This is a genomic window from Salidesulfovibrio brasiliensis JCM 12178 (genome assembly GCF_001311825.1).
Classification (GTDB): domain Bacteria; phylum Desulfobacterota; class Desulfovibrionia; order Desulfovibrionales; family Desulfovibrionaceae; genus Pseudodesulfovibrio; species Pseudodesulfovibrio brasiliensis.
Window position 1 is genome coordinate 1 of record NZ_BBCB01000001.1, and the last position, 24,940, is coordinate 24,940.

The window sequence follows — 24,940 nt, forward strand, 5'->3', positions numbered from 1 at the left end:
TGCCGCCGGTGGCCAGCAGGTCGTCGATGACCAGCACCTTTTCGCCTTCTTCAAGGGCGTCGGCGTGCATGCAGAGGGTGTCGGTGCCGTATTCGAGGTCGTAGGTCACACATTTGGTTTCATAGGGCAGCTTGCCCGGCTTACGGACCGGAACGAAGCCGATGCCCATCTTGTAGGCCAGCGGTGCGCCGAAGATGAAGCCGCGCGCTTCTGCGGCAACGATCTTGGTGGCACCGCAGTCCTTGAATTTCTCGGCGAGGCAGTCCACCGTGTGCCGGAAGGCGTTGGGGTCGGAAAGCATCGGCGTTATGTCGAAAAAGACAATTCCTTCTTTGGGATAGTTGGGAATGTCGCGAATATGGGAACGCAGGTCCATTGTGATCCTCCTTGAAATATGATTTCGTTTAAGTACGTTTCCGTAAAGGAAAATGTCAATCGGTTGATCGGCGGTCGTGAATGCGGTATGAGGACCGATTCTGTTAGCGACATTAGCAAAAGGCAAACCATGTCAGGCGAGTATCACAGGGCAAAAAAGAGCCTCGGGCAGAACTTTCTGGTGGACGATAACGTCTGCAGGAGGATAGCCGAGGCCGTTTGCCGTCAGCCGGGCGATCGTTGTATAGAGATCGGCCCGGGTAAGGGTGCGATCACGCGGTTCATAATGGACTGTGTAGACGAGTACCGCGTTATTGAGCGTGACGACGAGCTTGCCGACAGACTGGAGGAGTATCCCGAACTGGACGTGGTTCGCATGGATGCGCTCCGGTACCCGTGGCAGGATTTGGATGACTCGTGGAAAATCGCCGGCAATCTGCCCTATAACATCGGTTCAAAGCTCATATGGGACATTGTGAGCCTTACAGGCTGCCACTGCGTCTTCATGGTTCAGCATGAGGTGGCGTTGCGTTTGACCGCCGACCCCGGTTCGCGTCAGTATGGCGCTTTGACCGCCTGGGTGAACAATTTTGCCACCACAAAGTATCTTTTCAAGGTCCCGCCCACGGTATTTCGGCCAAAACCGAAAGTGGACTCGGCGGTGGTAGAATTTGTCCCGTTGCCGCCGAGGGAGCGCCCGGAAGAGCCGGGAAAGCTGGCAGACCTGCTGCACATGTGTTTCCAGAAGCGGCGCAAGCAGCTTGGTAACATATTGAAATCAAAAATGAATGATCGTGTTTCAGCGTGGTTTCAGGAGGGTGAAGCAAAGGTTACCGATAGGCCGGAAAATCTTACACCAATGATGTTCCGGGAGCTCTCGACCCTTGTTTTTTCTTGATTCTATTCGAAAAAAAGGCGCATTCCCTATTGACGGAACACGGAAAAATCTGTTTTAGATGCGGAGGGAGCTTGCTCGTCTGGCGGATTACCCCGCCATACGGGGCTTAAACGAAAAAAGCTATGCTTTTGACGGTGTGTTCGACAAAGCTCCCAAGTTGCAAACAAGGGTTGGTAGCGAGCCGGATTCAATTAAGGAATTCAATAGGCTGCAAGGTGCCCGCCCAAAGGTATCTGAACCATTAGAGGAGGAAGGACAATGACGAAGGCTGAGTTGGTTGTGAAAATTGCTGAAAAGGCCAATCTTACCAAAGCCAATGCTGAACGTACCCTCAACGCTTTTATGGAAACCGTTGAGTCTACTCTGGTCAGCGAAGGCAAGCTTACCCTGACCGGCTTCGGCACCTTTATGGTCGAAGAACGCAAGGAGCGCGTTGGCCGTAACCCCCGTACCGGTGCTGAAATCAAGATCCCTGCCACCAAGGTCGTGAAGTTCCGCCCCGGCAAGATCCTGAAGGAAGCTGTCAAGTAAGGATTGGAGGACATCATGCTGCACGGTGAAACCGTTCACAGCCCGCTCCCGCAAGACCTTCCTTGGTGGATGCCCGACCATTTCGTGTTCTTCGGCGTTCTGTACGCCGTGCTGGGCATCATCGGTCTGGGTCTGGCCTGGACCGTCTATAAGTCTTGGCAGGATGCGAAGGATCACGCAGAACACTAGGCGTGACTGTTTGAAATCGTAAAAGAAAAGCCCGCTGCCTCTTGGCAGCGGGCTTTTTTATACCTTATCCAGTATTTTCTTGCATTGTCGAAAAACAGCGTGTAATAGGTGTTCTCTTGATTTTGCCGCCGGATGAACCGGTGGCGCAAAGGGAGGTGATTTCCTTGCCCGGTGTTTATCTCGACGATAGTGACAGCTTCGACATTTCCCTGCGTCGGTTTAAGAAGCAGGTGGAAAAGGCCGGAATCCTGTCCGAGCTGAAGAAGCGTCAGCACTACGAGAAGCCGAGCGTGCAGCGTAAGAAAAAGAAAGCTGCCGCCAAGAAGCGTCTCGCCAAGAAGCTCCGTAAGATGAGATCCTAATCATGCTGCAAAGCCGCATAGATAAGGACTACATCCAGCTTACAAGGCCAAGGAAGAAGTCAAGGTGGCCGTCTTGAGACTCCTCAAGGCGGCCATTAAGAACACTTCTGTCGAGTTGGGGCGTGATCCCAATGAGGCGGAGTTGCTTGAGATTATCCTTCGTCAGGCCAAACAGCGCCGTGAGTCCATTGAGCAGTACCGGGCCGGAGGTCGCGACGACCTTGCAGACCGTGAAGCTGCGGAACTCATCGTGCTTGAAGACTATCTGCCCAAGCAGTTGTCCGATGATGAAACGGCTGCCGAGATCGATGCAATCATCGTCGAAGTCGGTGCCGAGAGCATGAAAGACATGGGCCAGGTCATGAAGCTGCTCAACGAGCGCTTCAAGGGTCGCATCGACGGCCGCAAGGCCAGCGAAGCCGTCAAGGCCAAACTTTCCTAATCCCTGCTACAGCGGGTTCTTATGGAATCCAGAACGCTACGACTCCTCGAATTTAATCGTGTCTTGGAGACGCTGGCAGCGCATGCCGTTTCCGAAGCCGGATCAAAGGCATGCCTCGAAGTGCGTCCCCTCAGAGACCGCGACGCCGTTTCCCACGCCGGGGAACTGCTGCGTCAGGCTGCGCACTGGGTCGGCGACGCCCGTATCAAGTTGGTGCCGTTTCCCGATCTATCCGGAATGTTTGCCGCTATTGATGAACAGAAGGCTCCCACCTCGATCAGGACGACCTGTTCGCGCTGCGTGTGGTCTTCGGTCAGGCCGAAACCGTGCGGGAATCGCTTTCCAAATACGAAGAGCGCGGCTGGGACGAGCTCAACGACACGGTCTTCAACACGCCGTGGCCGCAGGCAGCCGCTTCAGGCATCAACCGTTGCCTCGATCCCGAAGGCAGGATCAAGGACGAGAGTACCCCCGAACTTTCCGATGTCCGCCGTGAAATCCGCAATATTCATCAGCGCTGTACCCGTCATGTGAAGGATTACGTCCTGCGCGAGGACCTTTCCCACGCGCTTCAGGACGAGTTCATGACCGTCTCCGCGGACCGCTATGTCCTGCCGCTTAAAGCAAATTTCAAGGGCAGGGTGCAGGGCATCATTCACGACTATTCCCAGTCGGGCGAGACCTGCTACTTCGAGCCCATGTTCCTTGTGGAGACCAACAACCGTCTTCAGGAACTCAAGCGCGAGGAGCGCGAAGAAGAGCTGAAGGTTCTTCGTTATCTGACCGATCTTGTTCGCCGCGAACGCGACGCAGTGCTCGGGGCCTATGAAAGCCTCGTCACTCTGGACGTCCTCATGGCCAAGGTCGCGCTGGGCGACGCGCTTGACGGGACCGTCATCGAGGTGCGCGAGGGCGCGGTCCCCAATCTCAAGCAGGTGCGACATCCGTTGCTGGCTCAGACCGGCAACGTGCAGGCGCTTGACATTTCTCTGGTGGAAGGCGCCCGCTCGCTGGTGGTCAGCGGCGGCAACGCAGGCGGTAAGACTGTCTGCCTGAAGACCCTCGGTCTTGCCGCGCTCATGGCCATGTCCGGGCTTCCGGTCCCGGCTGACGAAGGCAGCGTACTGCCGCCGTGGAAGGACATCTTTGTTGTCATGGGCGACGAGCAGAGTCTGGACGAGCATGTCAGCACGTTCACCGCACAGATTTCCTACATTCGCCGCGTTTGGGATCTGGTAGACGAAAACTCCCTGTTCATTCTCGATGAATTCGGGGCCGGTACCGACCCCACGCAGGGGGCTGCCCTTGCTCAGGCGGTCATCGACAGCCTGCTGGAGCGCCGGGCCATGTCCGTGGTGGCGACCCATTTCCCCGCGCTCAAGGCATACGCCATGGCTACCGAAGGCGTTCGCGCGGCCTGTGTGCTTTTCGATCCGAGCACCAAGCAGCCGCTTTTTCAACTTGCCTACGATCAAGTCGGCGCATCCATCGCGCTTGATGTTGCCCGTGAAAACGGCCTGCCCGAGGATATTCTCGACAAGGCCGAGCGGTATCTGCTCATGGACGGCTCCGACACGTCGGCCGTGCTTGATCGCCTCAACGCTCTGGCTGTCGAGCGTGAAAAGGAAATCCGTGAAGCCGCGGATCAGCGGCGCAGGATGGAGCACAAGCGCGAAACCCTCGAAGCAGATTTTGAGCGCAAGAAGGGAAGGCTTATCAAAGAGATACAGTCTGAAGCCCAGAATGTCGTCCACCAGTGGAAGAAGGATCGCATCAGCCGCAAACAGGCCCAGAAGAAGCTCGCCGACGCTCGTGAAAAGCTGGCAGAAGCCGACAAACCCGCAGTCAAGGCCCAAAAGCCTGTTTTCTCGTTCGAGTCCTTGAAACAGGGCATGAAAGTGACGTATACAGCTTGGAACCGCGAGGGCGAGATTGTCGAGATAAACCAGCGAAAGAAGCAGGCCAAGGTTGATGTCGGCGGCGTGGCCATGTGGGTCAAGGCCGAGCATCTTCAGCCAGCTTCCGGCGGTCAGGCTCCTGCTGCCCCGAAGGGCGGCAAGGTCAAGGGCGATCCTGTCGATTCAATCGTAACGCTTTCTCTTGACCTGCGCGGACGCCGGGCTGATGAAGCGCTGGCCGAGCTGGACCGCTTTCTTGACGAGGCGCTTCTGAAGGGCGCTGGTCGTCTGGAGATCGTCCACGGCAGGGGGACCGGGGCCCTGCGTCGCGAGATACATGAATTTTTGAAGCACTATCCGGCCGTTGCATCGTTCAACCTCGCACCCGAGGACATGGGCGGGGACGGCATGACCGAAGTGTCGCTTACGTAAGCCGGAGGGCTTGTGGATCGCAGCGCCGTCGAGGCCGTGAAAGCTCGCACCAATATTGCGGAGGTGGTCCGCCGTTATGTCGACCTGAAGCCCGTTTCCGGACGGTGGATGGGCGCGTGCCCGTTCCATCAGGAAACCAAGCCGTCCATGAGCGTGAACGAGGACGAAGGGTTTTTCTACTGCTTCGGCTGTCAGGCTTCCGGCGACGTCATAGATTTTTACATGCGCATCAATGGGCTGGAGTTCCGTGATGCGCTTGAACAACTGGCCCTTGAGGCCGGGATCGAGCTGAAGGGGTTCCGCCGTGATCCTCAGGAGCAGGAGCGCAGCAGAAAGAAGAAACTCTACCTCGACATGCACGAGGAGGCACAGCATTTCTTTAGTAACTGCCTCGGCCATGCTGTGGGACAGCCTGCGCGGGACTATCTGCAACGTCGCGGCATGGCGCCTGAAATCATTGAGGCCTTCGGGCTTGGTTTCAGCCCGGACGACTGGCACGGACTCGATAATTATCTGCGGAGCCGAGGAAGAAAATCCGAAGAAGGCGTTGAGGCCGGACTTCTTTCCAAGAATCAAAAAGGCAATATTTACGACCGTTTCCGTGGGAGGCTCATCTTCCCGATTAAAAATCTTTCGGGTAAGGTCATTGCCTTTGGCGGCAGAATAATTACTGATGGAGAACCCAAGTACCTGAACAGCAGTGATTCTCCCATCTACAAGAAGGGTGAACACCTGTACGGCTTGGACGTGGCGAGGAGGCGCATGAATGTATCCCGGCGGGCGCTGCTTACCGAAGGATACATGGATGTCTTGTCGCTGCATCAGTACGGATACACCGATGCCTGCGGGGTATTGGGAACCGCGCTGACGACCGATCAGGTCAAAAGGCTGGCCGGGCTTTGCAACCGCGTTGACCTCGTTTTCGACGGAGACGGGGCAGGGCGCAAGGCGGCCTTGAAGAGCAGCCGCATGATACTTCTGCAGGGCGCAAAGTGTCGTGTGGTCATGTTGCCGGACGGCAAGGACGTTGACGACGTGCTTCAGGAGCACGGGCGGGACGGTTTCGAAGCATGTCTGGAGAGCGCGCGTGACGGGCTGGATTTTTGCCTCAAGACGCTGCGCGACGATTTTTCGCCTCGCGAGATCATGGATTGGGCCGGGAGTTTTCTCTCGGAACTGCGTGATCCTGCGTTGGCGGCGTTCTTTCTTCCGAGGCTGGCCAACGGACTGGGTTTGTCCGAGGCCGAGCTCAGGCGCACGGCGCCTGCGGGAAAAGGTACTCGCAATGACCCGCCTGCCCCAAAGGCTGGCAAGGTCATCCAGATGCCCAAGACGCAGGCGGCCACGGGAAGAGCGAACAAGAACGATAGGATTTATCTGCAGTTTTGCATCAAGTATCCGGATTACATTCCGCATCTTGATCAGCAGCAGATGCATACCGTGTTTTCCACCGACAGGGCGAAGGCATTGTGGGATAAACTCCGAACAGTGCAGCCCGGCGAAGACATTCTTTCGCGGCTGAATGAACAAGAAAAGCGGTTTTACATTCAGTGCCGGAACCAGTTGGCGGAAAACCCCTTGTCCGGGCAGGAGTTGCAGCAGGAGTGGGATTTTATTTGCCACTCGATTTATGAAACCCAGAAGAAGAATTATCTTCGGCAGCTAAGGGAAAACATGCGGCTTGCCCAGGAGCAGGGTGACGGAGTGCTCTTGGAGCAGTACCAGCGGGCATATCAGGACTTTTTGGGGAGGAATAATGAGTAATATCAAAGAAATCCAACAAATTCAGACCCTCATTGCTAAGGGCAAGAAAAAGGGCTTCCTGACGTTTGAGGAAGTCAATGAGGCGCTGCCTTCCGACGCCAGTACGCCCGAGCAGATGGAAGAGGTCATCAGCCTGTTCGAGCAGATGAACATCTCCATCGTGGACAGTCCCCAGAAGCCCAAGGCCGATGGTGACGATGACTCGTCAGATGATTCCTCCAACGTGATTTCCGAGTCCGAAGAGGATCCGGTTGAATTCGCCTCCCGCAGCACCGATCCCGTGCGTATGTATCTGCGCGAAATGGGCGCGGTTCCGCTTCTCGATCGCGAGGGTGAGGTGGTTATCGCCAAGAAGATCGAGTCCGGCGAGCTGGACGTGCTCTATTCCCTCGTGGAAGTGCCCGTGGCTGTTGAGGAGCTCGTCAAGGTGGGCGACGACCTCGACGAGGGCAACATCAAGCTCAAGGACGTCGTCAAGACCATCGAGGAAGACGATCCTTCCGAGGACGAGATGAACCAGCGCCAGCGGGTCATCCATCTTCTCGGGGAAGTGAAGAAGATTTACCGCAAGAAGAATAAGGTCTACGACAAGCTCGACCAGTGCGCCCAGCTTGAGCGTCGCGTTTACGGCGTGCAGAAGGAAATCCTTGCGTACAAGGAAGACATCGTATTCCGGCTGCGCGACATCAAGCTCGAAAAGACCCTCATCGACCGCATCATCGAGACCGTGAACGACTATGTGCGCCAGATGCATAACTGTCAGCGCGACCTCTCGGCGTACGTGCTCTCGGTGGGCAAGACCAGCGCCGAGATCAAGGAAATGTTCAAGCAGGTAGATGACCGCGAGCTCAACCCGGTCAAGGCCGCGGACTCGCTGGGCATGACCGTCGAGGAGTTCTTCTCCTTCAAGGAAATGCTGGCGGGCAAGATCGAGATCATGGATCGTCTGCAGCAGAAGTGCAAACACTCGGTCCACGACCTTGAGGAAGTGCTCTGGCGCATCAAGCACGGCAACCGCACCGCCATGCAGGCCAAGCAGGAACTTATCCGCGCCAACCTGCGCCTTGTCGTGTCCATCGCCAAGAAGTACACCAACCGCGGCCTGCAGTTCCTCGACCTCATTCAGGAGGGCAACATCGGGTTGATGAAGGCCGTTGACAAGTTTGAATACCAGCGCGGCTACAAGTTCTCGACCTACGCGACCTGGTGGATCAGGCAGGCCATCACCCGCGCCATCGCGGATCAGGCCCGCACCATCGTATCCCGGTGCACATGATCGAGACCATCAACAAGCTGATTCGCACCTCCCGCTATCTGGTGCAGGAGCTTGGTCGCGACCCGTCTCCCGAGGAAATCGCGGAGCGTATGGAGTACCCGCTCGACAAGGTCAAGAAGGTGCTCAAGATCGCCAAGGAGCCCATCTCCCTTGAAACGCCCATCGGCGACGAGGAAGATTCCAGCCTCGGCGATTTCATCGAAGACAAGAAGGCCACCGCCCCGGCCGAAGAGGTGGTCTGCACCAAGCTCGGCGAGCAGATCGCCAGCGTGCTTTCCGACCTGACCCCGCGTGAGGAGCAGGTACTTCGCAAGCGTTTCGGCATCGGGGAGAAGTCCGACCACACCCTTGAGGAAGTCGGTAAGCTCTTCAACGTCACCCGTGAACGCATCAGGCAGATCGAGGCCAAGGCGCTTCGCAAGCTGCGCCATCCTGTCCGCAGCCAGATGCTCCGGTCCTACTTCGAAAACTAGCTCCAGCGGCGGGGGAAGCAAGCGCTTCCCCCGCCTTTCTTTTTGCCATAAGCTGAATCATGGACCCGCTTGTCGACTACCGCATAACCATCGTTTTTCTCGCCTTCCTGCTGGACGTCGCGCTTGGTGATCCGACGTGGCTCTATCACCCTGTGCGGGTAATCGGTCACGTGATCGATCTGCTGGAACGTCCCGCGCGGAGATTGTCGCTGATCGGCCTGAAGGCTTCCGGCGCAGTGGCAGTGCTGTTCCTGACGGCTGCCGTCTACACGATAATATCCATGATAATCGGGCTTGATGGAATCGGCATCATTCTGGCCGTGTGGCTTGCCTATTCCGGGCTGGCGCTCAAGTGCCTTCTGGACGAAGGGGAGCGGGTGCGCCGGTTTCTGCAAGCGGGAGATGTTGAAGGCGCGCGGCAACAGCTTGGCTATCTTGTCAGCCGGGATACCTCACAAATGGAGGAGTCCGACATTCGGCGTTCGCTTGCCGAAACCCTTTCCGAAAATTTCAGCGACGGATTCGTGGCACCGTTCTTCTATCTGGTCCTTTTTGGCCCCGCAGCGCAGTGGGCATACAAGGCCGTCAATACGTTCGATTCCATGTGGGGATACAGGAACGAGCGTTTTCGCGAACTCGGCTGGTTTGCCGCGCGGCTGGATGACGTGCTTAATTACGTTCCGGCCCGTCTGAGCGTTTTGCTCCTTATGGCGGCCCGACTCCGTTTCGGCATGAAGCTGTGGCGTGACATCGCTTCGGACGCCCGGACGATGGGGAGCCCCAATGCCGGGTGGCCCATGGCCGCCTGTGCCTACCTTATCGGTTCACGCATGGGCGGCCCTACGGTTTACGACGGCGTGGTCAAGGACAAGCCGGTTCTCGGCAGCGGGGGAGACTGGGGCGACGCGCAGCTTGAGACGCTCAGAGTCACGCTTCTCCGTGCCGGTTGGATTGCACTCGGCTGCGCGCTTCTTTTGCTGACGTTCTTCATCTAGATCAAAAAAAGGCGGCCCTCCGAAGAGGGCCGCCTTGTTCTTCATAGGCCTCAGTGTCAGTCTTTGACGACCATGACGCTGGAAGCTTTTATCATGGCCTTTACCTCATCTCCTTCCTTCAGGCCCATTCGCTCGACAGAGTTCATGGTGATGATGGAGACGACTTCGACCCCCGGGGTCACCTCAATGAGAATCTCGGCATTGACTGCGCCGGGAGTGACCTTTTTCACTTTTCCGGGGATCAGGTTGCGTGCGCTCAGTTTCATGGTGGTATGCTCCTTGTGGTTTTGGGATTGTCTACCATCATGTGTGGGGTGGTGTGGCTCTGCAATTATAATGAGACGGGGTATGCCAAAAAGAAAGGCCCCCGTCCTGAGACGAGGGCCTGATGGGAATTCTTTATGTAATTATTACCATACAGTACGCGTGGGTACGCCCTGTTCGGCTATGTACTTCTTGATGTCCGGTACCGTCCATTCGCCGTAATGGACAATAGAGGCGATGAGCGCTGCGGTGGCCCGGCCCTTGGTTACGGCTTCCACCATGTGCGACGGGTGGCCCGCGCCGCCGGAGGCGATGATGGGGATGTGCACGGATTCAGCAATGAGTTTGGTCAATTCGATGTCGTAGCCGTCCTTGGTGCCGTCGGCATCAATGGAGTTCAGGCAGATTTCACCCGCACCGAGCGCCTCACAGGTCTTGGCCCAGTCGAGGGCGTCGATGCCCATGTGTTTGCGGCCGCCGTGAATGACGATCTCAAAGCCCGAAGGAATGTCTTCGGACACTTCCACGCGCTTGACGTCCATGCCCAGCACAATGCACTGGGAGCCGAACCGGGCTGCGCCTTCGCTGATGATGTCCGGGTTCTTGACCGCCCCGGAGTTCACCGAGACCTTCTCCGCACCGGCCAGCAGCACGTCACGCATGTCATTGACGGTGTTGATTCCGCCGCCAACGGAGAACGGGATGAAGATCTGCTTGGCGACGTTCTCGACAACATCGAGGAAGATACCGCGCCCTTCGGACGAGGCGGTGATGTCGTAGAAGACGATTTCGTCAGCGCCGTCCTCGTAGTACTTGCGCGCTGTCTCCACCGGATCGCCGATGTCCACGTTGTTCTTGAACTTGACGCCCTTGGTCAGGCGTCCGTCACGGACGTCGAGGCAGGGGATGACACGTTTACTCAGCATCGGCGGCCTCCAGACAGTACTTGTGGAAATTCTTGAGCATTTTCAGTCCGGGCCGTCCGCTCTTTTCCGGGTGGAACTGGACCGCCCAGAGGCCAGCACGGCCATGCACCGAGCAGAAATCGCGTCCGTAGCGGGTGACGCCGATTACGAACTCTTGCTTCGGAGCCGGGAAGTAGCTGTGGACGAAATAGAAATTGGCTTCGGGGTCGATCCCGGCAAAGAGTTCACATTCCTGCTGCAGCTCAATGGTGTTCCATCCCATGTGGGGAACGCGGATGGGGTCGCCTTCGTAGTCTTCCCATGAAGGGTTGAAGAGGCGGCATTCTCCGGGGATGACGGCCAGCGCCTTGGTGTCGTTTTCTTCTGAATAGTCCAGAAGAATCTGGCAGCCGACGCAGATGCCGAGCATGGGCTTTTCCTGCCAGATGAGGCTTTTGAGGATTTCATCCTTGCCGCCGCTAAGCAGTTCGTCCATGGCCTGTCCCGCAGCGCCGACGCCGGGAAAGATGATCCCGTCGGCCTTGTCGAGCCGTTCAGGGTCGTTGGTGATTTCGTTTTCGATTCCGAGATGGTCCAATGCGCGCTTCACACTGGTTTGGTTCCCGGCGTTATATTCAAAGATTGCCAGCATATTGGCCTCCAAGAAGTTTCTTTCATTCCAGCGAGTAGTGAAATTCACTGCGGATTGCAAGCCGTTTGCATGATAAATGCGATTTTTGACGTTATTGAATGAGAATGAATCCTGTTTGACAAAAGTGTAGAATTTGCTGGGCTGCTGATTTCGGCTAACGGGTTGAAATGCGATGACTATTCAAATGGCACGCGGATTGAAGAGGAAAGGGCAAAAAGGAGCACACCATGATGACCATCGCCGTTTTGACCACACTGTTTGTTTTGTCCAGCCTGTCCCTGTCTGTCTTCTTCGTGAAGCTGGAGCTTGCGGCGGACGACGCCCTTGAAGTTGAACGTTCCGCAGTCTCTCCGGCCGTTGCCGAAATGCGCAGCAGGGGGAAGGGTCTTGTCATTTGGTAGGACGAGCCTCTTCGGGGAGAACCGTAAGGAGCAGATCTCCCTTCCAGGGGCCGAGGCGCTTGCCCAGCTTTCGCAAGCGAATCGGTCGGCCGGGCTGGAAGTCGGAGGGAAGCGTGACTTCGATCATCTTCGGTCCCTTGGAGAACTTCTGATGCACCGAAATTCGTATCTTGCGACCGGGCATGAGGATGCTGGCAGGAAAATAGACCGTCTGCTCGTCGTCCAGATTGCCGCGCAACCAGCCTTTCACGCCGCCGACCAGCGAGTCCTTGCCGAGGTCGAAATCAAGCGGCGCTTGCCCAGCTTGAAGCTTAGCCTGCGGCTTCGTGACTTGAGCGGCCCGGTGTATCCCGGCGACTTCTTGTCCACGTGCCGGTAGATATCTTCAAAAACCTTCCGGGCGAACGGGTCGTTCATGATGTCCCGGAAAACCTCTTCTTCCTTGTAATAAAATCGCTGATTGCGTGCTCGGGTGGAGTCCGCGCCCGGTTCCCATTTCTTCTTGCCGGTCTGCGTCCATGCCGGTCCGCTCTTTTTCTGCTGGCGACGGTACGCGCGTGCGCCTTCGTCTGGGCGTTTGTAGGACGTCTTTTGTTGATCGCGCTCCGATTCGGCCTTGGTCTTCCGGCTGCCGGAAGGCCGTTCCCCGATGGTCTTCTTGAGGATGACGTATGCCTCGTTGACCTTTCGGAATTCGTCCGCAGCCTTGGGGGAGGGGTTCAGATCCGGGTGGAGCTTGAACGCTTTTTTGCGGAAAGCGGATTTGACCATGTCCATGTCGGCGTCGGTCTTGAGGCCGAGGATTCGGTAGCATTCATGAACGGTCATCCGGTCTTCCTTACTCGTCGGTTATGAGCGCGTTGGCGTCCTGATCGGGGTCATGGCGGGAGAGTCCTTCCGAACGGATGTACTCTTTGCCTTGGCGCACAAACTCTTGGTGCCCCGCGTCCGGGTTCACGCCGGGACAGTAGTCCTGAATCATTTCCCAGCTGTCGGAGTCGATGAGGTTGCCCCGGAAGAAAGGCCATGCCCGGCAGATGTCCGGGCGGCCCGGATGGACGTGGCAGCCCTTGCCTTCCCTGAAAAAGATACAGTAGCCGTCCTCGCCCGTGATAACATGCCACTTGCCGCCACGTTGTTCGGCATAGGCTTCAAGCATTTCCTGTTCGGAAAGATCGAGGTGGTCGGCGAGCCGGGTGCGGTCCTTGGCGGACATGACGATGCCGCCTTCTCCGTGGCAGCAGTGGCCGCACATGCGGCATTCAAAGGCGACGACGCTCATCGGGGGCTGACCCCCAGACGCGCTACTTCGACCTTGAGGCAGCTGTTTTCCACCACGAAGATGCCTTCCGGCTCCAACATGGCCCGCGCCTCGGGGCTGGCGATGCCGGACTGCATCCAGAACGCCTTGGGGCGGTTGGTCATTTTCAGCACTTCGTTGGCGTGCGCCGGGCAAAACTGGGAGGCGCGGAAGAGATTGACCATGTCCACGGGGTGGGGGATGTCGGTAACGGACTTGTATGTCCGAAGGCCCCAGACGTCCTGCCGGACGGGGTGAACGGGGATGATGGTGAATCCGTTGTCGATGAGGGCGCGGCCGACCATGTCCACGGGGCGGCCGGGCTTGTCCACGGCACCGATGATGGCGATGGTCTTGACCTCGCTCAAGAGGGCGATTAGCTCTTTGTCACTATACAGCATTATTGCATCCTTTGTCCGCATTCTGATACCGGAAACGTCCGGGCTTGCATAGCCCCAAACATATGGAGGAGTCCCGGCATGTTTGAAGCACTTGCCACAATTCCGCAGGAAGAACTGGAGCGTCGGCACGAGGCGGTGCGCTCCCATCTGAAGACCGTCGCCCCGGAAGCGGGAGGCTGATGGTCTTCTCCCGTCTTACCATATATTATCTCACCGGTACGCTCGGACAGGGCGTTCTCTGGCTGCCAATGGACGGCGAGCCGGTGTTGATGCTCCGCAAAGGTGTGGAGCGCGCACGGCTCGAAGCCGGGCTTGTTCCGCATCCGTTCAAGTCTTACGGCCAGATTCCCGAAATCTGCGCCGAGGCAGGCTCGCCGCTTTCCAAAACCGTCGGTACCGAGACTTCGGGGCTGACATGGCAGCTCGGCAACCTTCTGACCGCCAAGATGCCCGACGCGACCTTTGTTCCCGCAGACCACGCCATTGCGCTTGCCAAGGCGATGAAGTCCGAATGGGAGCTTCGCATCATGCGCCTTTCCGGGCAGCGTCATCATGAAACCCTGCACACCATCATTCCGCAGCGCATCAGGCCCGGCATGACCGAGCGCGAACTCTCGCACATCGCATGGGAAGTCTTTTTCGAGGCCGGGCATCAGGGCAACATGCGGATGCAGGCCCATGGCGAGGAGTGCTTCCTCGGTCATGTGGCAGCCGGTGATTCCGGCAACTATCCGAGCATTTTCAATGGCCCGCTCGGCCTTCGCGGAGAGCATCCGGCCTCGCCTTACATGGGATATGCGGGCAAGGTCTGGCAGGAAGGAGAACCGCTCGGCATGGACATCGGCTTCGTGCTGGACGGCTATCACACGGACAAGACCCAGACATACTGGGCCGGTCCGGCCTCAACTATTCCCGATGAGGTCCGCCGGGCACAGGATTTCTGCATGGACATGCAGAACTGGGTGGCGGCCAACGCCCGGCCCGGAACCACCCCGGAAGAGCTTTACCTGTACTGCGCGGGTGAGGCGGAAAAACGTGGATTTGCCGAAGGGTTCATGGGACTTGGCGAAAACAAGGTTCCGTTCATCGGCCACGGCATCGGCCTCACCATCGACGAATGGCCGCCGCTGGCAAAGAAGTTCACCCAGCCCTTGCAGGCAGGCATGGTCATCGCGGTGGAGCCGAAGCAGGGCATCCCCGGCGTGGGCATGGTGGGGGTCGAAAACACCTTCGAGATAACGGAGGATGGCGCCCGGTGCCTAACCGGGGACGACTACGACATCGTCTGCGTGGAATAGGATAAGGCGCGGGACCTCGAGTTCCGCGCCTTTTTTTTATCGGATAGTTTCAGCGCTATCCTGCGCAGCGTTCGTTTTTGTGTCCGGGGCGTTCTCCTGTGAGTCTTCCATGTCCAGCTTGATGAAGAGGACAATGGAAAAGACCTTCATGAAGGCGAGTAGAAAAACGCTCAGCAGGCTGAAAACGATGGTCAGCAAGTAGGGAAGATAGGTGATCGTCGTGGCGTTTATGGCTGTCAGGGAAACGAGCGCAGCCGTGACGCAGAGGATGACCGGGCGCTGGTTGGCTTTGGCGAGTTCCATGGCCTGCATCATCCCGTCGAGCCATGGACGCGATGCCATGCAGGCGATGACAGCGCCGAGCGCGACCACCAGAACGGCTTGCACGAAAAATCCAAGCACGGGGAAGGCCGGGGAGATGAGAGAAGCCGGAAAGCTGAGCGCAAAAGCCAGCACCCCGAGAACAAAGGTGACGCCGAGGACGGAAAACACCGTTCCCACATACCCTTGTCTGACCGGGGTGCCGGTCAGCTTTCTGTGCCCGAGGACCTGCGTGGCAGCGAAAACGAGAGACGAAATGACGATGAGCAGTAATTTTACTGCGATATTGTCAGGAAAGAGCGGGCGCATCAGTTCGATGAATGCGAGAATGAAGGTGGCAGGCAGCAGAATCCACCATGTCTGCTTAAGTGCGTGGGAAATCGGCATATATTGGCTCCCGGATATTGATTTTGTGCATTCAAGCAGAAACGCCCTTGCTCGGCAATGAAAAAAGCCCGCCGGAATGGCGGGCTTTTTCGTAGTGTCTGTCTGGCTGACTTAAGCGTAGGCGTCTTCGTATATCCGGATAACGTCCTCGCGGGTCATCTCGTAGGGCGTGATCTCAAAGAGCCCGCCCATGGTGGCGATGGCGTTTTCGGCCAGCGCCGGGATTTCCTCGCGCTTCACGCCGAAGTCGGAGAGCTTCATGTCGCCCATGCCGATGTTGTCGATCAGTTCGCCGAGCATCTCCACAAAACACATGGGGCCCTCGTTCTGCGGTTCCATTCCCATGGAGTCCGCCATGGTCAGGCCGAGGTCTTCCAGTCTGTCGTTGTCCTTTTCGGCGAGGAAGCCGAAGTAGGCTTTGGAGAGCAGGATAAGCCCGGCACCGTGCGGCAGTTCGGGATGGAAGCCTGAGAGTGCATGCTCAAGGCTGTGGTGCGAGATGCAGCTGGACAGGGATTCGCACATCCCGGCTGCGGTGCTGGCCCATGCAAGGGCGGTGCGGGCTTCGATGTCTTTTCCTTCCTCAACGGCAAGCGGCAGGTAGTGGGTGATGAGATGCACCGCTTCGAGCGCCAGCAGGTCGCTGGTGGGCTGATGGACCGTGGCGAGGTAGCATTCCACGGCGTGGAAGAACGCGTCCATGCCTGTGAAGGCGGTCTGGTTTTGCGGCACGGAGAGCATCAGCTCCGGGTCGACGATGGAAAGCTTGGGAAAGGTGGACTGGTTGCCCCAGCCGATCTTCTCGTCGCTGCCGGACTTGGTGATGACGGTCCATGGGTCGGCCTCGGTGCCGGTCCCGGCGGTGGTGGGGATGGCCACGATGGGCAGCGCCGCTTTTTCCGGAGTTTTTACCTTGCCGGTGCCGCCGTGCATGTAGTCCCAATACTCGCCTTCATTGGCGGCCATGAGTGCGATGGATTTGGATGCGTCGATGGTGGAGCCGCCGCCGAGGCCGACAACGAAATCCACGGCCTCCTCGCGGCAGATGGCTGCGGCTTCGGCCACATGGTCGGAAACCGGGTTCGGTTGAATCTTGTCGTAGACGATGCTCGCCACGCCGTGCTTGGAAAGAAGTCCCTGCACGCGGGAGAGGTAGCCCATCTTGAGCATGACACCGGATTCGCCGATGACGATCATGGCTTTCTTGCCTTCCGGCAGATGCTCGGTGGTGCCGAGTTCCTCAAGCTTGCCGGGGCCGAACTCGATGCGGGTGGGAATATTGAAAGTAAACTGCATCATTGTCTCCATTTTCTTTTAGTTGTCGTGCGCTTGTAGCACATCTTCAATTTGGCTGCCGGTAAAGAGGTCCCGCAGGATGACCGGCCGCTTCCAGTCGTCGCCCGCCGGGAAATAAGCCGCGACGGGGATGCTTCTGCTGCCGAGGGAGAAAAGAAGCTCCTGTCCGGCAGGGTTTTCTTCCGAGAGGTCCACCTTCACGAAGCGGACCCGATGTTCGCTCGACCATTCCTCAAGAGCGGAAGGAGTGAGGACGGTGGCTTCTATGACCTTGCAGGTCGGGCACCAGTCTGCGGTGAAGTCCACAAACATCGCTTCGCGTCCGAGGCGTTCTTCGAACGTGACCGGATTGTAGGTTTCCCACTGGAATTTTTCGGTTTCCGGACCGAAAACCCAGAAAAGAGACACTGCCAGAATCGCGACTCCGGCAAGCCTGAGTCCCCAGCGTGCAGGTGCGCTCAGGCCGGGACCTGCAAGTCCCCACAGCCAACCGGCCGGAACGGCTATCCACATGATGGCAAGAACCGGCATAAGCTCTGTCGGCGGGAGGATGTTTAACAGGTAAAGTACCGTTCCGGCGAGGAAAAATCCTACCACCTGTTCGACGTGGCGGCTCCAGCCTCCCGGCTTGGGGAGCTTCTCGGCAATGCCCGGGAACAGGGCCATGCCGAGATAGGGCAGGCTCATGCCGAGGCCGACGGCAAGGAAGACCGCAGCAATGTGCGGCGGTGGCTGTTGCAGCGCCCACGCGAGCACACCCCCAAGAAACGGTCCGCTGCATGGCGTGGCGAGCAGGGTCGCCAGCAGCCCGGTGAAATACGCCTGCGCCTTATGGGAGCGTGCCTGCCTGTCGAATTTGAGGTCGATGACCGGGAGGTCGAAGAGGCCGAAAAGGCTCAGGCTCATGATGAACACGAATATGGCAAGCGTGGCGACCACTTCCGGGCGCTGGAAAATACCGCCCCACGCTATACCCGTTTCCCAGAGGATTACGGCCAGCGCGCAAAACCATGTCATCACACCCGCAGCAAAGAAGATGCCGTGAGTCCGAATGGATTTTCGTTGTTCTTCGGCGTTTTCATGTTGTTCGCCGAGGAGTGCGGATACTTTCAGGCTGATGACGGGCAGCACGCAGGGCATGAGATTCAAGAGTAGCCCGGCAAGAATGCCGAACAGGAGCGCAGTGCCGAGGCCGGTCACTTCAAGCGAGGCGGTGTACGGCTGGGGGGTGAATCCCCATTTGCCGCCTGCTTCGACAGGTTCCTCGCCCAGCGCGTCAAGGAACTCGGGCCACCATGGCTGAAGCTCGGCTTTCTTGAGCCCTTCGGGGCTGAACGAACGGGGCCGGAAGGGCACGTCCATACGCGCCGGGAGACATTTGGTGTCCGAACAGAAAAGCAGATCCACCTGCGCCTTGATGGTGCCGCTCTTTGGTGCGTCGGGCGGCATCGGCAGAAAGACGTGCATCTGTCCTTCATAAATGTTGGCTGTCTGGGCAGGGTCGAAGGCGTCCGGCTTGCTCTCACCGCGCGGGAATATTGCGGCAAGCTCCACCTCTCCGGGCATGATGACCGCGTTCATGGATGTGGGTTTGCCCACACCTGTCGGCTTGGCTGAGTAGGTATGCCAGCCATCCTCGAAGGTCATGGTCATGACGGCCATGGACTGATCGCCGCCGGGCAGGGCATACATGCCCCAACTGACTTTGGCTGGGAGGTCCTGTCCGTGAAAGCCTGTTTGCGCAAAAACGGACGAAGATATAAATATTAAAATAAAACAGAGTGATATGAGATGTAGGCTGCGTTTCACGAAAAAACCTCAAAAAAAATGCAGGTTAGTTGTTGACTTCCGTTCGTCAGGTGGATAGATATCTCTCCGCGTTGAGGGCAAACGCCCCACACGCCGAGCGGGTCACTAGCTCAATTGGCAGAGCAGCGGACTCTTAATCCGGAGGTTCAAGGTTCGATTCCTTGGTGACCCACCACTCGAAAATTCACCCGGCAGCGAAGGCTGTCGGGTTTTTTTGTGCGCTGAAATCCTGCAAATCACCATGGCAACTCCTCCAGTGGAATCTATCATTCCAAACGGTCAGCATTAAAAATATCTGCCGTATCCGAGGGAGTCAACGGGAAACGGGAATTTAGAAGGGTTGTTGGTGTTTTCAGGCTAGATAGCCGTACTGAACGCGGTGCCCGGAGTCGGGTTTTCGTAGGGTGAGGAGGCCTTGTCGTAGGCGTCGAGGCTGCGGCGGACATGCATGGTTCCGGGGCCGGAGTCTTCCTTTTCCGCAGACTCTTCCTGCTCCTGCCTGCGCATCTCGATGCGGGCCTCGTTGGCCAGCTGGGTGGCCTTGGCCGCGACCTTCATGTCCTGCGCGGAAGGATTGGCCGGTGCCGTGGCTGCCTTGCGGACCTGTCGGGCCTTTTCCTCGGTGGCTTCGGGGTCGCCCGGAACCTTGGAAACGTCGATGCTGACATTGCCGCCAACGGCGTACTGCTTGCCGTCCGGGCCTGTCTGGTAAGAGTAGGAAGGGCCGCCGTGAACGTGTGCGCCGCCTGCGGCCTTGTGCGCCTGTTCGTGGCTTCGGACTTCACGGTCGCGCTGCTTGAGCTGCTCAAGCGTCTTTCGTTCCGCATCGGAGAGTTCCGATTCCGACTTGGCCACGGTCTGCGCCTTCTGCATTTCTGCGGCGCGTCCACTGCCGCTTCTGTCCACCTTCTGCTGGCTGGTGTCGTCCTGCTGCTGCATCTGCGCAGCTTCGACAGGCACCATCCTCGGCGTGCTGTGCATCTGCTGCAAGCCGCCGTAGAGGGTGCCCACCAGTGAGGCCGTGAAATGATTTGCGGATGTGACCATGCTCATAATCGTCTCCGAACAATTTAGTCCGTTACGATCGTTTTATCGGACGTCAATGGGCAGATCTTTAGGGTCGGAAGTGGTTTTTTTAAGAAAAAGAGATTTTTCTTTCTAGTGCGCTGTAATGCTGTTCTTTTTTTGGAGTGTAATGAACCATAAAGAAAGCCCCCGCAAATGCGGGGGCTTTCTATTCATAGTATGTGTCAGCAGGCTAGAGGCTGTAGAGCTTTTCGCCCGGTATGACGGTGATGTTGTTTTTCTGGAGCACCTCGATGCCCTGATCGGTTCGGTCGAAGCGGAAGATCAGCACGGCTGAGTTGCCGCTCTGCTGCACGAAGGCGTACATGTATTCCACGTTGATGCCGGATTCCTGCAGCAGGGTAAGGATGTTGTTCAGGCCGCCGGGCTCGTCGCTGACTTCCACGGCGACGACGTTGGTGCGGCCTACGGTGAAGCCGTTTTCCTTCAGGGCGTTGCGGGCCTTCTCGAAATCGCTCACGATGAGCCGCAGGATGCCGAAGTCCGAGGTGTCGGCCAGCGACAGGGCGCGGATGTTGATGCCGTTGTCTTCCAGAATCTTGGTGACTTCCGCCAGACGTCCGGCACGGTTTTCGAGAAATATGGAGAGTTGGTCGACTTTCATAGCGTCCTCTCAGAGTCTTGCTGTGGTTAGGATTCGTTCCTTTTGTCGATGATGCGCTTGGCCTTGCCGACCGATCGCTCGATGCCCTTGGGCTCCACCAGCTTGCACCGGACGGATACGCCGAGGAATTCCTTGATGTTCTTTTGTACCTTGGATTCAAGGCGTTGTAAATTCTTGATCTCGTCGGAGAACACGGACTCGTTGACCTCCACGTTGACCGTGAGGATGTCGAGGTTACCGTGGCGTTCCACGATGAGCTGGTAGTGCGGGGTCAGGCCGTCGGTTTCGATGAGGATGGATTCGATCTGGGACGGGAACACGTTGACGCCGCGAATGATGAGCATGTCGTCGCTGCGGCCGGTGACGCGCTGCATCCGGGCTGTGGTGCGGCCGCATTTGCAGGGTGCGACGTTCAGCGAGGTCAGGTCGCGTGTGCGGTAGCGGATCAGGGGGATGGCTTCCTTGGTCAGCGTGGTGATGACCAGTTCGCCGGTTTCGCCCGGGGGCAGCGGCTCGCCGGTTTCGGGGTCGATGATTTCCACGAGGAAGTGGTCTTCCATCATGTGCAGGCCGTCCTGCGCCTCATGGCACTCGATGCCCACGCCCGGTCCCATGATCTCGGAGAGCCCGTAGATGTCGATGGCGGTGATGGCGAGGCGGTTCTCGATGTCGCGACGCATCTCTTCGGTCCACGGTTCGGCTCCGAAGATGCCGATACGAAGGGGAAGTTTCTTTACGTCGATGCCCATTTCCTCTGCGGTTTCCGCGAGGAACAGGCTGTAGGAGGGCGTGCAGCAGATCACATCGGGCTGGAAGTCGCGCAACAGCATGGCCTGCCTTCGGGTGCCGCCGCCGGAGATGGGGACCACGGCGCCGCCGAGCTCCTCGGCACCGTAGTGCGCGCCGAGACCGCCGGTGAACAGGCCGTAGCCGTAGGCGTTGTGGATCATGTCCTGCGGCGTGGCACCAGCGGCCATGAAGCTGCGGGCCATGAGCCGGGCCCAGTTCTTGATGTCGCGCTTGGTGTAGCCGACCACGGTGGCCTTGCCCGTCGTGCCCGAGGAGGAGTGAATGCGCACGATGTTGTCGCGGCTGACCGCGAACATGCCGAAGGGGTAGTGATTGCGGAGGTCCTGCTTTTCGGTGAAGGGCAGGTGCCTGATGTCTTCGAGGCTCTTGATATCGGCCGGGGTGATGTTTCGCTCTTCGAAGCGTTTCTTGTAGAACGGCACGTTGTGATACACGCGTTCACAGAGCGATTTGAGCCGGGTGAGCTGGAGCTCCCGCAGTTCTTCCCTTGGCAGGGTCTCAAGGTCTTGGTCCAGAATCATCTCTCCTCCTTCGGTTTATGAAAAAGAAAAAGGCCGCGGGTCGGAACCCGTGGCCTTTGAAGTCGATGCAGTCCGTCTTCCCGCTCCACGAGTTCCCTCATGTCAGGCTCATAAAGAAGAAAAAGACGGTAAAAAACTGTTTGAGCATGAGAAGGTTCATGCAACAATCGGTGCTGCCGTGTCAAGAAGGAATTGCCCTGACTGCGGGCAAAGCGGCTTGTTTCATTCATGAAAGCCGCGTGCGGTTGCAGGAGTCGGCGCAATTCATTACAGTCGCGCAGGTTTGTTTATGCTTGAAGATTTCATTGCAAAAGTACGCTCCAGCCGTTCGGTCAGGCGTTTCGACGAGTCCGAAAGGATCGGCGCGGATAGTCTGCGCGGTCTTGCCGAGGCCGCCCGGCAGACGCCTTCGGCCGGAAACCTCCAGCCCTTGCGGTATGTGCTTGTGTCTTCGGCCAATGCCTGTGAGCGGGTTTTTCCGTGCCTCGGCTGGGCCGCGTATCTCAAGGATTGGAAAGGCCCGGAACCGGGCGAGCGGCCCACCGGGTACTTCATTATCTGTTCGGAAAAAGACGCAGCGGGCATGCCGCAGGTGGATGCCGGGATCGTGGCCCAGACGGTCATGCTCGGGGCCTCGGCAGCAGGGCTCGGAGCCTGCATCCTCGGCAGCGTGAACAGGGAAAAACTCGGAGAGGCACTTGACCTTCCCGATGGAATGGACATTCTCTTCGTTGTCGCGCTCGGCAGACCGGCCGAGGAAGTCCGGCTCGAAGAGCTTTCCAAGGACGGCGATGTCAGGTATTGGCGCGATGCGCAGGGCGTCCACCACGTACCCAAGCGAACGTACGACGATGTGGTCGTCGGCGAATATTTTGATGAACAGGAAAAGGAAAACACCGGATAACCGATGAACAAAAAAAAGAAATTCAATGAAATTCCCGGCCCGGAAAAGGCCGCCCTGACCGCGCAGTGGCTGGTGGACAAGCAGGCTTCGCGCATTGTCCTTCTGGACGTGCAGGGGCTTTGCTCCATCACGGACCACATCGTGGTTTGCTCCGCCCGCAGCGTGAAGCACGCCCAGTCGCTGGCCGACCATCTGCTTGAGAAATGCAACGAGGAAAATATAGAGTTTCTCGGCATGGAAGGACGATCCACTGGCGAATGGGTGCTCGTGGACATGAACGACGTCATCGTCCATATCTTCCAAAACGATCTGCGTGACCACTACAATATCGAAGGCATGTGGTCCGAGGCCGAGCGCACCGATATCGCCGAGGAGGACTGATATGCCCGCTCCCGTGAAGACCCTTCTGCTCATTCTTGACGGCTGGGGCATCGCCCCGGACTCTGAAGGCAACTGCGTGACCTGCGCCTGCACGCCGACCCTCGACGAGCTGGCGAAAACGTATCCCTCGACCGAGCTGGCCTGTTCCGGCCGCGCGGTGGGTCTTCCGGACGGATTCATGGGCAACTCCGAAGTCGGCCACATGAACATCGGCGCGGGCCGCGTCGTCTATCAGGACATGACCCGCATCGACATGTCCATCGATGACGGCAGCCTCTTTCGCAATCAGGTTCTCGTGGATCTCGCGGCCAAGGTCAGCGCCCGTTCCGGGCGGCTGCACCTCATGGGCCTCGTGTCCGATGGCGGCGTTCACAGCCACCAGAACCACATCTACGCCTTGCTTGATTTTGCCCGGCAGCAGGGGATCAGAGAAGTGCTCGTCCATGCGTTCATGGACGGCCGCGACACCCCTCCCACCAGCGGGGCAGGGTACCTTGAACAGCTTGCGGACTTCATGAACGAGCACGAAACCGGGGTCATCGCCTCGGTGACGGGCCGTTACTGGGCCATGGACCGCGACAAGCGTTACGAGCGCGTGGAGCAGGCCTGGAAGATGCTCGTGGACGGCGACGGCATGATCGTGGACGATCCTGTCAAGGCGGTACGCGACGCGTATGAGGAAGGGAAAACCGACGAGTTCATCAAGCCGCGTCAGGTGGCTGGTGTGGACCATACGGTCCGGGACGGTGACGGCATCTTCTTCTTCAACTTCCGTGCTGACCGCGCCCGTGAGATTTGCACCGCGTTTTTCAGCAACTCTTTCGACGAGTTCGAGCGCAAGTCCAGACCGGAGCTTGCAGGTTTCGCCACCATGACCCGTTACGAGTCGAGTTTTCCCATGCCCGTGGCGTTCCCGCCGGATTCCTACGAGCAGACGCTCGGCGAGGTGATTTCCAGCCTCGGCTGGAAGCAGCTTCGCATCGCGGAGACCGAGAAATACGCGCATGTTACCTATTTCCTGAACTGCGGCCGCGAGGAACCCTTTGACGGCGAAGACCGTGAGATGGTTCCCTCGCCGCGCGAAGTGGACACCTATGACCAGAAGCCGCAGATGAGCGCCGAGGAAGTGACCGAAAAGCTCGTGGCCCGTCTCCCGGAATACGACCTGTGCGTCTGCAACCTCGCAAACCTCGACATGGTCGGCCACACGGGCATCATCCCGGCAGCCACGCAAGCCTGTGAAGTGGTGGACGGATGCGTGGGCCGCATCGTCAAGGCCATGCTGGATCTGGGCGGGCAGGTGCTTCTGACCGCTGACCACGGCAACGCAGAGGAAATGATTGACCAGAATGGCGGTCCGCAGACAGCCCATAGCACCAACCCGGTGCCGCTGCTCTTTATTTCCGGGACTCCCGATGCCTACACGCTCTCGCCGGGCAAGCTCGGCGACATTGCTCCCACCATTCTCGACCTGCTCGGCGTGGACAAGCCGCAGGCCATGACCGGAAACAGCCTTATCACGGAGAAACAATGAGCCAGAACAGTAAGCCCCTGACTCCGGTCAAGCCCCGGAGCATGGAGATCATATATCTTTACCCTTGCCCCCACTGTGGCCGCGAGGTCCCGCTGATCGCGCCAACGCGCCCGGCCATGGCCCAATGCGACGCTTGCCGCAAGAGTTTTCCCATCGTCCCGGTGGACGAAAAGGCCATCCGGTTTATCAAGATCATGCACGACGGCGGCAAGGCGGGTATCGACCCCGATTTCATGTAGCGCCGTTCAGTGATGAATGACACAGGCACCCGCAAGGGTGCCTTTTTTTGGTCCGCTCCTTGCTCAATCGGGACAATCGACTGAGATACCCCGGAGGATAGCATGGTCGGAAGTAAAGGAACTGTTCCTGTAATTGCAGCAAGTTGTGTCTTTTTGGGTGCCGGATTGGCCTTCCTTTTCCTCTTCTTTTTG

At 58.1% G+C, this 24,940-nt stretch carries 26 protein-coding genes, 1 tRNA gene and 3 pseudogenes; 16 read left to right on the forward strand and 14 right to left on the reverse strand.

Annotation, left to right across the window (positions count from 1 at the left end; all coding sequences use genetic code 11):
* On the reverse strand, positions 1-376 hold a 376-nt coding region (locus tag JCM12178_RS00005), incomplete at its 3' end, for an adenine phosphoribosyltransferase (RefSeq protein ID WP_054647956.1).
* A gap of 18 nt (positions 377-394) precedes the next feature.
* Between JCM12178_RS00005 and rsmA the strand changes: the two genes are divergently transcribed.
* The 9 genes and pseudogenes from rsmA to cbiB all read left to right on the forward strand — a co-directional run bounded on the left by rsmA (position 395) and on the right by cbiB (position 9,635).
* A complete protein-coding gene (gene rsmA / locus JCM12178_RS00010; protein WP_369404425.1) occupies positions 395-1,273 on the forward strand; it encodes a 16S rRNA (adenine(1518)-N(6)/adenine(1519)-N(6))-dimethyltransferase RsmA in 879 nt (292 codons plus the stop codon).
* A 258-nt stretch (positions 1,274-1,531) separates the two neighbouring features.
* Positions 1,532-1,804 (forward strand): HU family DNA-binding protein, encoded by a 273-nt coding sequence (locus JCM12178_RS00020; protein WP_054647958.1) that lies wholly within the window; start codon positions 1,532-1,534, stop codon positions 1,802-1,804.
* A 15-nt stretch (positions 1,805-1,819) separates the two neighbouring features.
* Complete coding sequence (locus JCM12178_RS18525) at positions 1,820-1,993, forward strand: hypothetical protein (protein WP_172677041.1); 174 nt, start codon at positions 1,820-1,822, stop codon at positions 1,991-1,993.
* A gap of 164 nt (positions 1,994-2,157) precedes the next feature.
* Positions 2,158-2,355: a 30S ribosomal protein S21 gene (rpsU, locus tag JCM12178_RS00030; protein ID WP_054648147.1), complete on the forward strand. Its 198-nt coding sequence runs from the start codon at positions 2,158-2,160 to the stop codon at positions 2,353-2,355.
* 64 nt (positions 2,356-2,419) lie between these two features.
* Positions 2,420-2,797, forward strand: coding sequence for a GatB/YqeY domain-containing protein (locus tag JCM12178_RS00035; RefSeq protein ID WP_157054638.1), 378 nt, complete (start codon positions 2,420-2,422; stop codon positions 2,795-2,797).
* 21 nt (positions 2,798-2,818) lie between these two features.
* A pseudogene (locus tag JCM12178_RS00040) lies at positions 2,819-5,127 on the forward strand (endonuclease MutS2).
* Between the two features lie 12 nt (positions 5,128-5,139).
* Complete coding sequence (gene dnaG, locus JCM12178_RS00045) at positions 5,140-6,891, forward strand: DNA primase (protein ID WP_054647960.1); 1,752 nt, start codon at positions 5,140-5,142, stop codon at positions 6,889-6,891.
* A pseudogene (rpoD, locus tag JCM12178_RS00050) lies at positions 6,884-8,640 on the forward strand (RNA polymerase sigma factor RpoD). Before dnaG ends, rpoD begins: the two are co-directional and overlap by 8 nt.
* A gap of 59 nt (positions 8,641-8,699) precedes the next feature.
* Complete coding sequence (gene cbiB / locus JCM12178_RS00055) at positions 8,700-9,635, forward strand: adenosylcobinamide-phosphate synthase CbiB (RefSeq protein WP_054647961.1); 936 nt, start codon at positions 8,700-8,702, stop codon at positions 9,633-9,635.
* A gap of 56 nt (positions 9,636-9,691) precedes the next feature.
* Here cbiB and JCM12178_RS00060 read toward each other — a convergent pair whose 3' ends face one another.
* The 3 genes from JCM12178_RS00060 to hisH all read right to left on the reverse strand — a co-directional run bounded on the left by JCM12178_RS00060 (position 9,692) and on the right by hisH (position 11,456).
* Positions 9,692-9,901: a TOBE domain-containing protein gene (locus JCM12178_RS00060; RefSeq protein ID WP_054647962.1), complete on the reverse strand. Its 210-nt coding sequence runs from the start codon at positions 9,899-9,901 to the stop codon at positions 9,692-9,694.
* A gap of 144 nt (positions 9,902-10,045) precedes the next feature.
* Positions 10,046-10,825 carry an imidazole glycerol phosphate synthase subunit HisF gene (gene hisF, locus JCM12178_RS00065; protein ID WP_054647963.1) on the reverse strand — a complete coding sequence of 260 codons (780 nt, stop codon included), beginning with the start codon at positions 10,823-10,825 and terminating at the stop codon, positions 10,046-10,048.
* Positions 10,815-11,456, reverse strand: a complete 642-nt coding sequence (gene hisH, locus JCM12178_RS00070) for an imidazole glycerol phosphate synthase subunit HisH (RefSeq protein WP_054647964.1) — start codon at positions 11,454-11,456, stop codon at positions 10,815-10,817. Before hisH ends, hisF begins: the two co-directional genes overlap by 11 nt.
* Positions 11,457-11,683: 227 nt before the next feature.
* On the opposite strand from hisH, the gene JCM12178_RS18100 reads away from it, so the two are divergent.
* A complete protein-coding gene (locus JCM12178_RS18100) occupies positions 11,684-11,857 on the forward strand; it encodes a hypothetical protein (protein WP_157054639.1) in 174 nt (57 codons plus the stop codon).
* Here JCM12178_RS18100 and JCM12178_RS19030 read toward each other — a convergent pair.
* The 4 genes from JCM12178_RS19030 to JCM12178_RS00085 are packed head-to-tail and all read right to left on the reverse strand — an operon-like array spanning position 11,847 to position 13,558.
* Positions 11,847-12,107 carry a hypothetical protein gene (locus JCM12178_RS19030; RefSeq protein ID WP_245628488.1) on the reverse strand — a complete coding sequence of 87 codons (261 nt, stop codon included), beginning with the start codon at positions 12,105-12,107 and terminating at the stop codon, positions 11,847-11,849. The two genes, JCM12178_RS18100 and JCM12178_RS19030, sit on opposite strands and share 11 nt — an antisense overlap.
* Complete coding sequence (locus JCM12178_RS00075) at positions 12,104-12,685, reverse strand: J domain-containing protein (protein WP_245628490.1); 582 nt, start codon at positions 12,683-12,685, stop codon at positions 12,104-12,106. The genes JCM12178_RS19030 and JCM12178_RS00075 overlap by 4 nt, the downstream gene beginning before the upstream one ends.
* A 10-nt stretch (positions 12,686-12,695) precedes the next feature.
* Positions 12,696-13,139: a YkgJ family cysteine cluster protein gene (locus tag JCM12178_RS00080; RefSeq protein ID WP_054647965.1), complete on the reverse strand. Its 444-nt coding sequence runs from the start codon at positions 13,137-13,139 to the stop codon at positions 12,696-12,698.
* Positions 13,136-13,558 carry a CoA-binding protein gene (locus JCM12178_RS00085; protein ID WP_054647966.1) on the reverse strand — a complete coding sequence of 141 codons (423 nt, stop codon included), beginning with the start codon at positions 13,556-13,558 and terminating at the stop codon, positions 13,136-13,138. The genes JCM12178_RS00080 and JCM12178_RS00085 overlap by 4 nt, the downstream gene beginning before the upstream one ends.
* A gap of 78 nt (positions 13,559-13,636) precedes the next feature.
* Between JCM12178_RS00085 and JCM12178_RS00090 the strand changes: the two are divergent.
* Positions 13,637-14,856, forward strand: a pseudogene (locus JCM12178_RS00090) (M24 family metallopeptidase).
* Positions 14,857-14,892: 36 nt separating this feature from the next.
* Here JCM12178_RS00090 and JCM12178_RS00095 read toward each other — a convergent pair.
* From JCM12178_RS00095 to JCM12178_RS00105, 3 genes are all read right to left on the reverse strand, one after another.
* Positions 14,893-15,564, reverse strand: a complete 672-nt coding sequence (locus JCM12178_RS00095; protein WP_054647967.1) for a hypothetical protein — start codon at positions 15,562-15,564, stop codon at positions 14,893-14,895.
* Between the two features lie 111 nt (positions 15,565-15,675).
* Positions 15,676-16,863, reverse strand: coding sequence for an iron-containing alcohol dehydrogenase (locus tag JCM12178_RS00100; RefSeq protein ID WP_054647968.1), 1,188 nt, complete (start codon positions 16,861-16,863; stop codon positions 15,676-15,678).
* A gap of 15 nt (positions 16,864-16,878) precedes the next feature.
* Complete coding sequence (locus JCM12178_RS00105; RefSeq protein ID WP_054647969.1) at positions 16,879-18,552, reverse strand: protein-disulfide reductase DsbD family protein; 1,674 nt, start codon at positions 18,550-18,552, stop codon at positions 16,879-16,881.
* 216 nt (positions 18,553-18,768) lie between these two features.
* Here JCM12178_RS00105 and JCM12178_RS00110 point away from each other — a divergent pair.
* Positions 18,769-18,844, forward strand: a tRNA-Lys gene (locus JCM12178_RS00110).
* Between the two features lie 182 nt (positions 18,845-19,026).
* Here JCM12178_RS00110 and JCM12178_RS00115 read toward each other — a convergent pair.
* The 3 genes from JCM12178_RS00115 to JCM12178_RS00125 all read right to left on the reverse strand — a co-directional run bounded on the left by JCM12178_RS00115 (position 19,027) and on the right by JCM12178_RS00125 (position 21,690).
* Complete coding sequence (locus JCM12178_RS00115) at positions 19,027-19,716, reverse strand: putative metalloprotease CJM1_0395 family protein (protein WP_157054640.1); 690 nt, start codon at positions 19,714-19,716, stop codon at positions 19,027-19,029.
* A 211-nt stretch (positions 19,717-19,927) separates the two neighbouring features.
* Positions 19,928-20,359 (reverse strand): ACT domain-containing protein, encoded by a 432-nt coding sequence (locus JCM12178_RS00120; RefSeq protein ID WP_054647971.1) that lies wholly within the window; start codon positions 20,357-20,359, stop codon positions 19,928-19,930.
* A gap of 26 nt (positions 20,360-20,385) precedes the next feature.
* Positions 20,386-21,690, reverse strand: a complete 1,305-nt coding sequence (locus JCM12178_RS00125) for a phenylacetate--CoA ligase family protein (protein WP_054647972.1) — start codon at positions 21,688-21,690, stop codon at positions 20,386-20,388.
* Between the two features lie 289 nt (positions 21,691-21,979).
* Here JCM12178_RS00125 and JCM12178_RS00130 point away from each other — a divergent pair, with 289 nt between their 5' ends.
* Genes JCM12178_RS00130 through JCM12178_RS00145 form a run of 4 tightly spaced genes read left to right on the forward strand, consistent with a single transcriptional unit; the run spans position 21,980 to position 24,748 of the window.
* Positions 21,980-22,594 (forward strand): nitroreductase family protein, encoded by a 615-nt coding sequence (locus JCM12178_RS00130; protein ID WP_054648148.1) that lies wholly within the window; start codon positions 21,980-21,982, stop codon positions 22,592-22,594.
* Between the two features lie 3 nt (positions 22,595-22,597).
* Positions 22,598-22,975, forward strand: a complete 378-nt coding sequence (gene rsfS, locus JCM12178_RS00135; RefSeq protein ID WP_054647973.1) for a ribosome silencing factor — start codon at positions 22,598-22,600, stop codon at positions 22,973-22,975.
* 1 nt (position 22,976) lies between these two features.
* On the forward strand, positions 22,977-24,509 hold the full coding sequence (gene gpmI, locus JCM12178_RS00140; RefSeq protein ID WP_054647974.1) for a 2,3-bisphosphoglycerate-independent phosphoglycerate mutase: 1,533 nt from the start codon (positions 22,977-22,979) through the stop codon (positions 24,507-24,509).
* Positions 24,506-24,748 carry a hypothetical protein gene (locus JCM12178_RS00145; RefSeq protein ID WP_054647975.1) on the forward strand — a complete coding sequence of 81 codons (243 nt, stop codon included), beginning with the start codon at positions 24,506-24,508 and terminating at the stop codon, positions 24,746-24,748. The genes gpmI and JCM12178_RS00145 overlap by 4 nt, the downstream gene beginning before the upstream one ends.
* Positions 24,749-24,940 lie beyond the last annotated feature (192 nt).

What these genes read in the sequence shown, in the direction of transcription:
- JCM12178_RS00145 (WP_054647975.1), top strand. Translation starts at nt 24,506, where the DNA reads ATGAGCCAGAACAGTAAGCCCCTGACTCCGGTCAAGCCCCGGAGCATG.
- JCM12178_RS00075 (WP_245628490.1), bottom strand. Translation starts at nt 12,685, where the DNA reads ATGACCGTTCATGAATGCTACCGAATCCTCGGCCTCAAGACCGACGCC.
- JCM12178_RS18525 (WP_172677041.1), top strand. Translation starts at nt 1,820, where the DNA reads ATGCTGCACGGTGAAACCGTTCACAGCCCGCTCCCGCAAGACCTTCCT.
- hisH (WP_054647964.1), bottom strand. Translation starts at nt 11,456, where the DNA reads ATGCTGGCAATCTTTGAATATAACGCCGGGAACCAAACCAGTGTGAAG.
- cbiB (WP_054647961.1), top strand. Translation starts at nt 8,700, where the DNA reads ATGGACCCGCTTGTCGACTACCGCATAACCATCGTTTTTCTCGCCTTC.
- JCM12178_RS00125 (WP_054647972.1), bottom strand. Translation starts at nt 21,690, where the DNA reads ATGATTCTGGACCAAGACCTTGAGACCCTGCCAAGGGAAGAACTGCGG.
- JCM12178_RS00060 (WP_054647962.1), bottom strand. Translation starts at nt 9,901, where the DNA reads ATGAAACTGAGCGCACGCAACCTGATCCCCGGAAAAGTGAAAAAGGTC.
- hisF (WP_054647963.1), bottom strand. Translation starts at nt 10,825, where the DNA reads ATGCTGAGTAAACGTGTCATCCCCTGCCTCGACGTCCGTGACGGACGC.
- JCM12178_RS00100 (WP_054647968.1), bottom strand. Translation starts at nt 16,863, where the DNA reads ATGATGCAGTTTACTTTCAATATTCCCACCCGCATCGAGTTCGGCCCC.
- JCM12178_RS18100 (WP_157054639.1), top strand. Translation starts at nt 11,684, where the DNA reads ATGATGACCATCGCCGTTTTGACCACACTGTTTGTTTTGTCCAGCCTG.
- JCM12178_RS00130 (WP_054648148.1), top strand. Translation starts at nt 21,980, where the DNA reads ATGCTTGAAGATTTCATTGCAAAAGTACGCTCCAGCCGTTCGGTCAGG.
- JCM12178_RS00095 (WP_054647967.1), bottom strand. Translation starts at nt 15,564, where the DNA reads ATGCCGATTTCCCACGCACTTAAGCAGACATGGTGGATTCTGCTGCCT.
- JCM12178_RS00080 (WP_054647965.1), bottom strand. Translation starts at nt 13,139, where the DNA reads ATGAGCGTCGTCGCCTTTGAATGCCGCATGTGCGGCCACTGCTGCCAC.
- JCM12178_RS00120 (WP_054647971.1), bottom strand. Translation starts at nt 20,359, where the DNA reads ATGAAAGTCGACCAACTCTCCATATTTCTCGAAAACCGTGCCGGACGT.
- JCM12178_RS00085 (WP_054647966.1), bottom strand. Translation starts at nt 13,558, where the DNA reads ATGCTGTATAGTGACAAAGAGCTAATCGCCCTCTTGAGCGAGGTCAAG.
- rsmA (WP_369404425.1), top strand. Translation starts at nt 395, where the DNA reads ATGATTTCGTTTAAGTACGTTTCCGTAAAGGAAAATGTCAATCGGTTG.
- gpmI (WP_054647974.1), top strand. Translation starts at nt 22,977, where the DNA reads ATGCCCGCTCCCGTGAAGACCCTTCTGCTCATTCTTGACGGCTGGGGC.
- JCM12178_RS00115 (WP_157054640.1), bottom strand. Translation starts at nt 19,716, where the DNA reads ATGGTCACATCCGCAAATCATTTCACGGCCTCACTGGTGGGCACCCTC.
- rsfS (WP_054647973.1), top strand. Translation starts at nt 22,598, where the DNA reads ATGAACAAAAAAAAGAAATTCAATGAAATTCCCGGCCCGGAAAAGGCC.
- JCM12178_RS00020 (WP_054647958.1), top strand. Translation starts at nt 1,532, where the DNA reads ATGACGAAGGCTGAGTTGGTTGTGAAAATTGCTGAAAAGGCCAATCTT.
- JCM12178_RS00105 (WP_054647969.1), bottom strand. Translation starts at nt 18,552, where the DNA reads ATGTATGCCCTGCCCGGCGGCGATCAGTCCATGGCCGTCATGACCATG.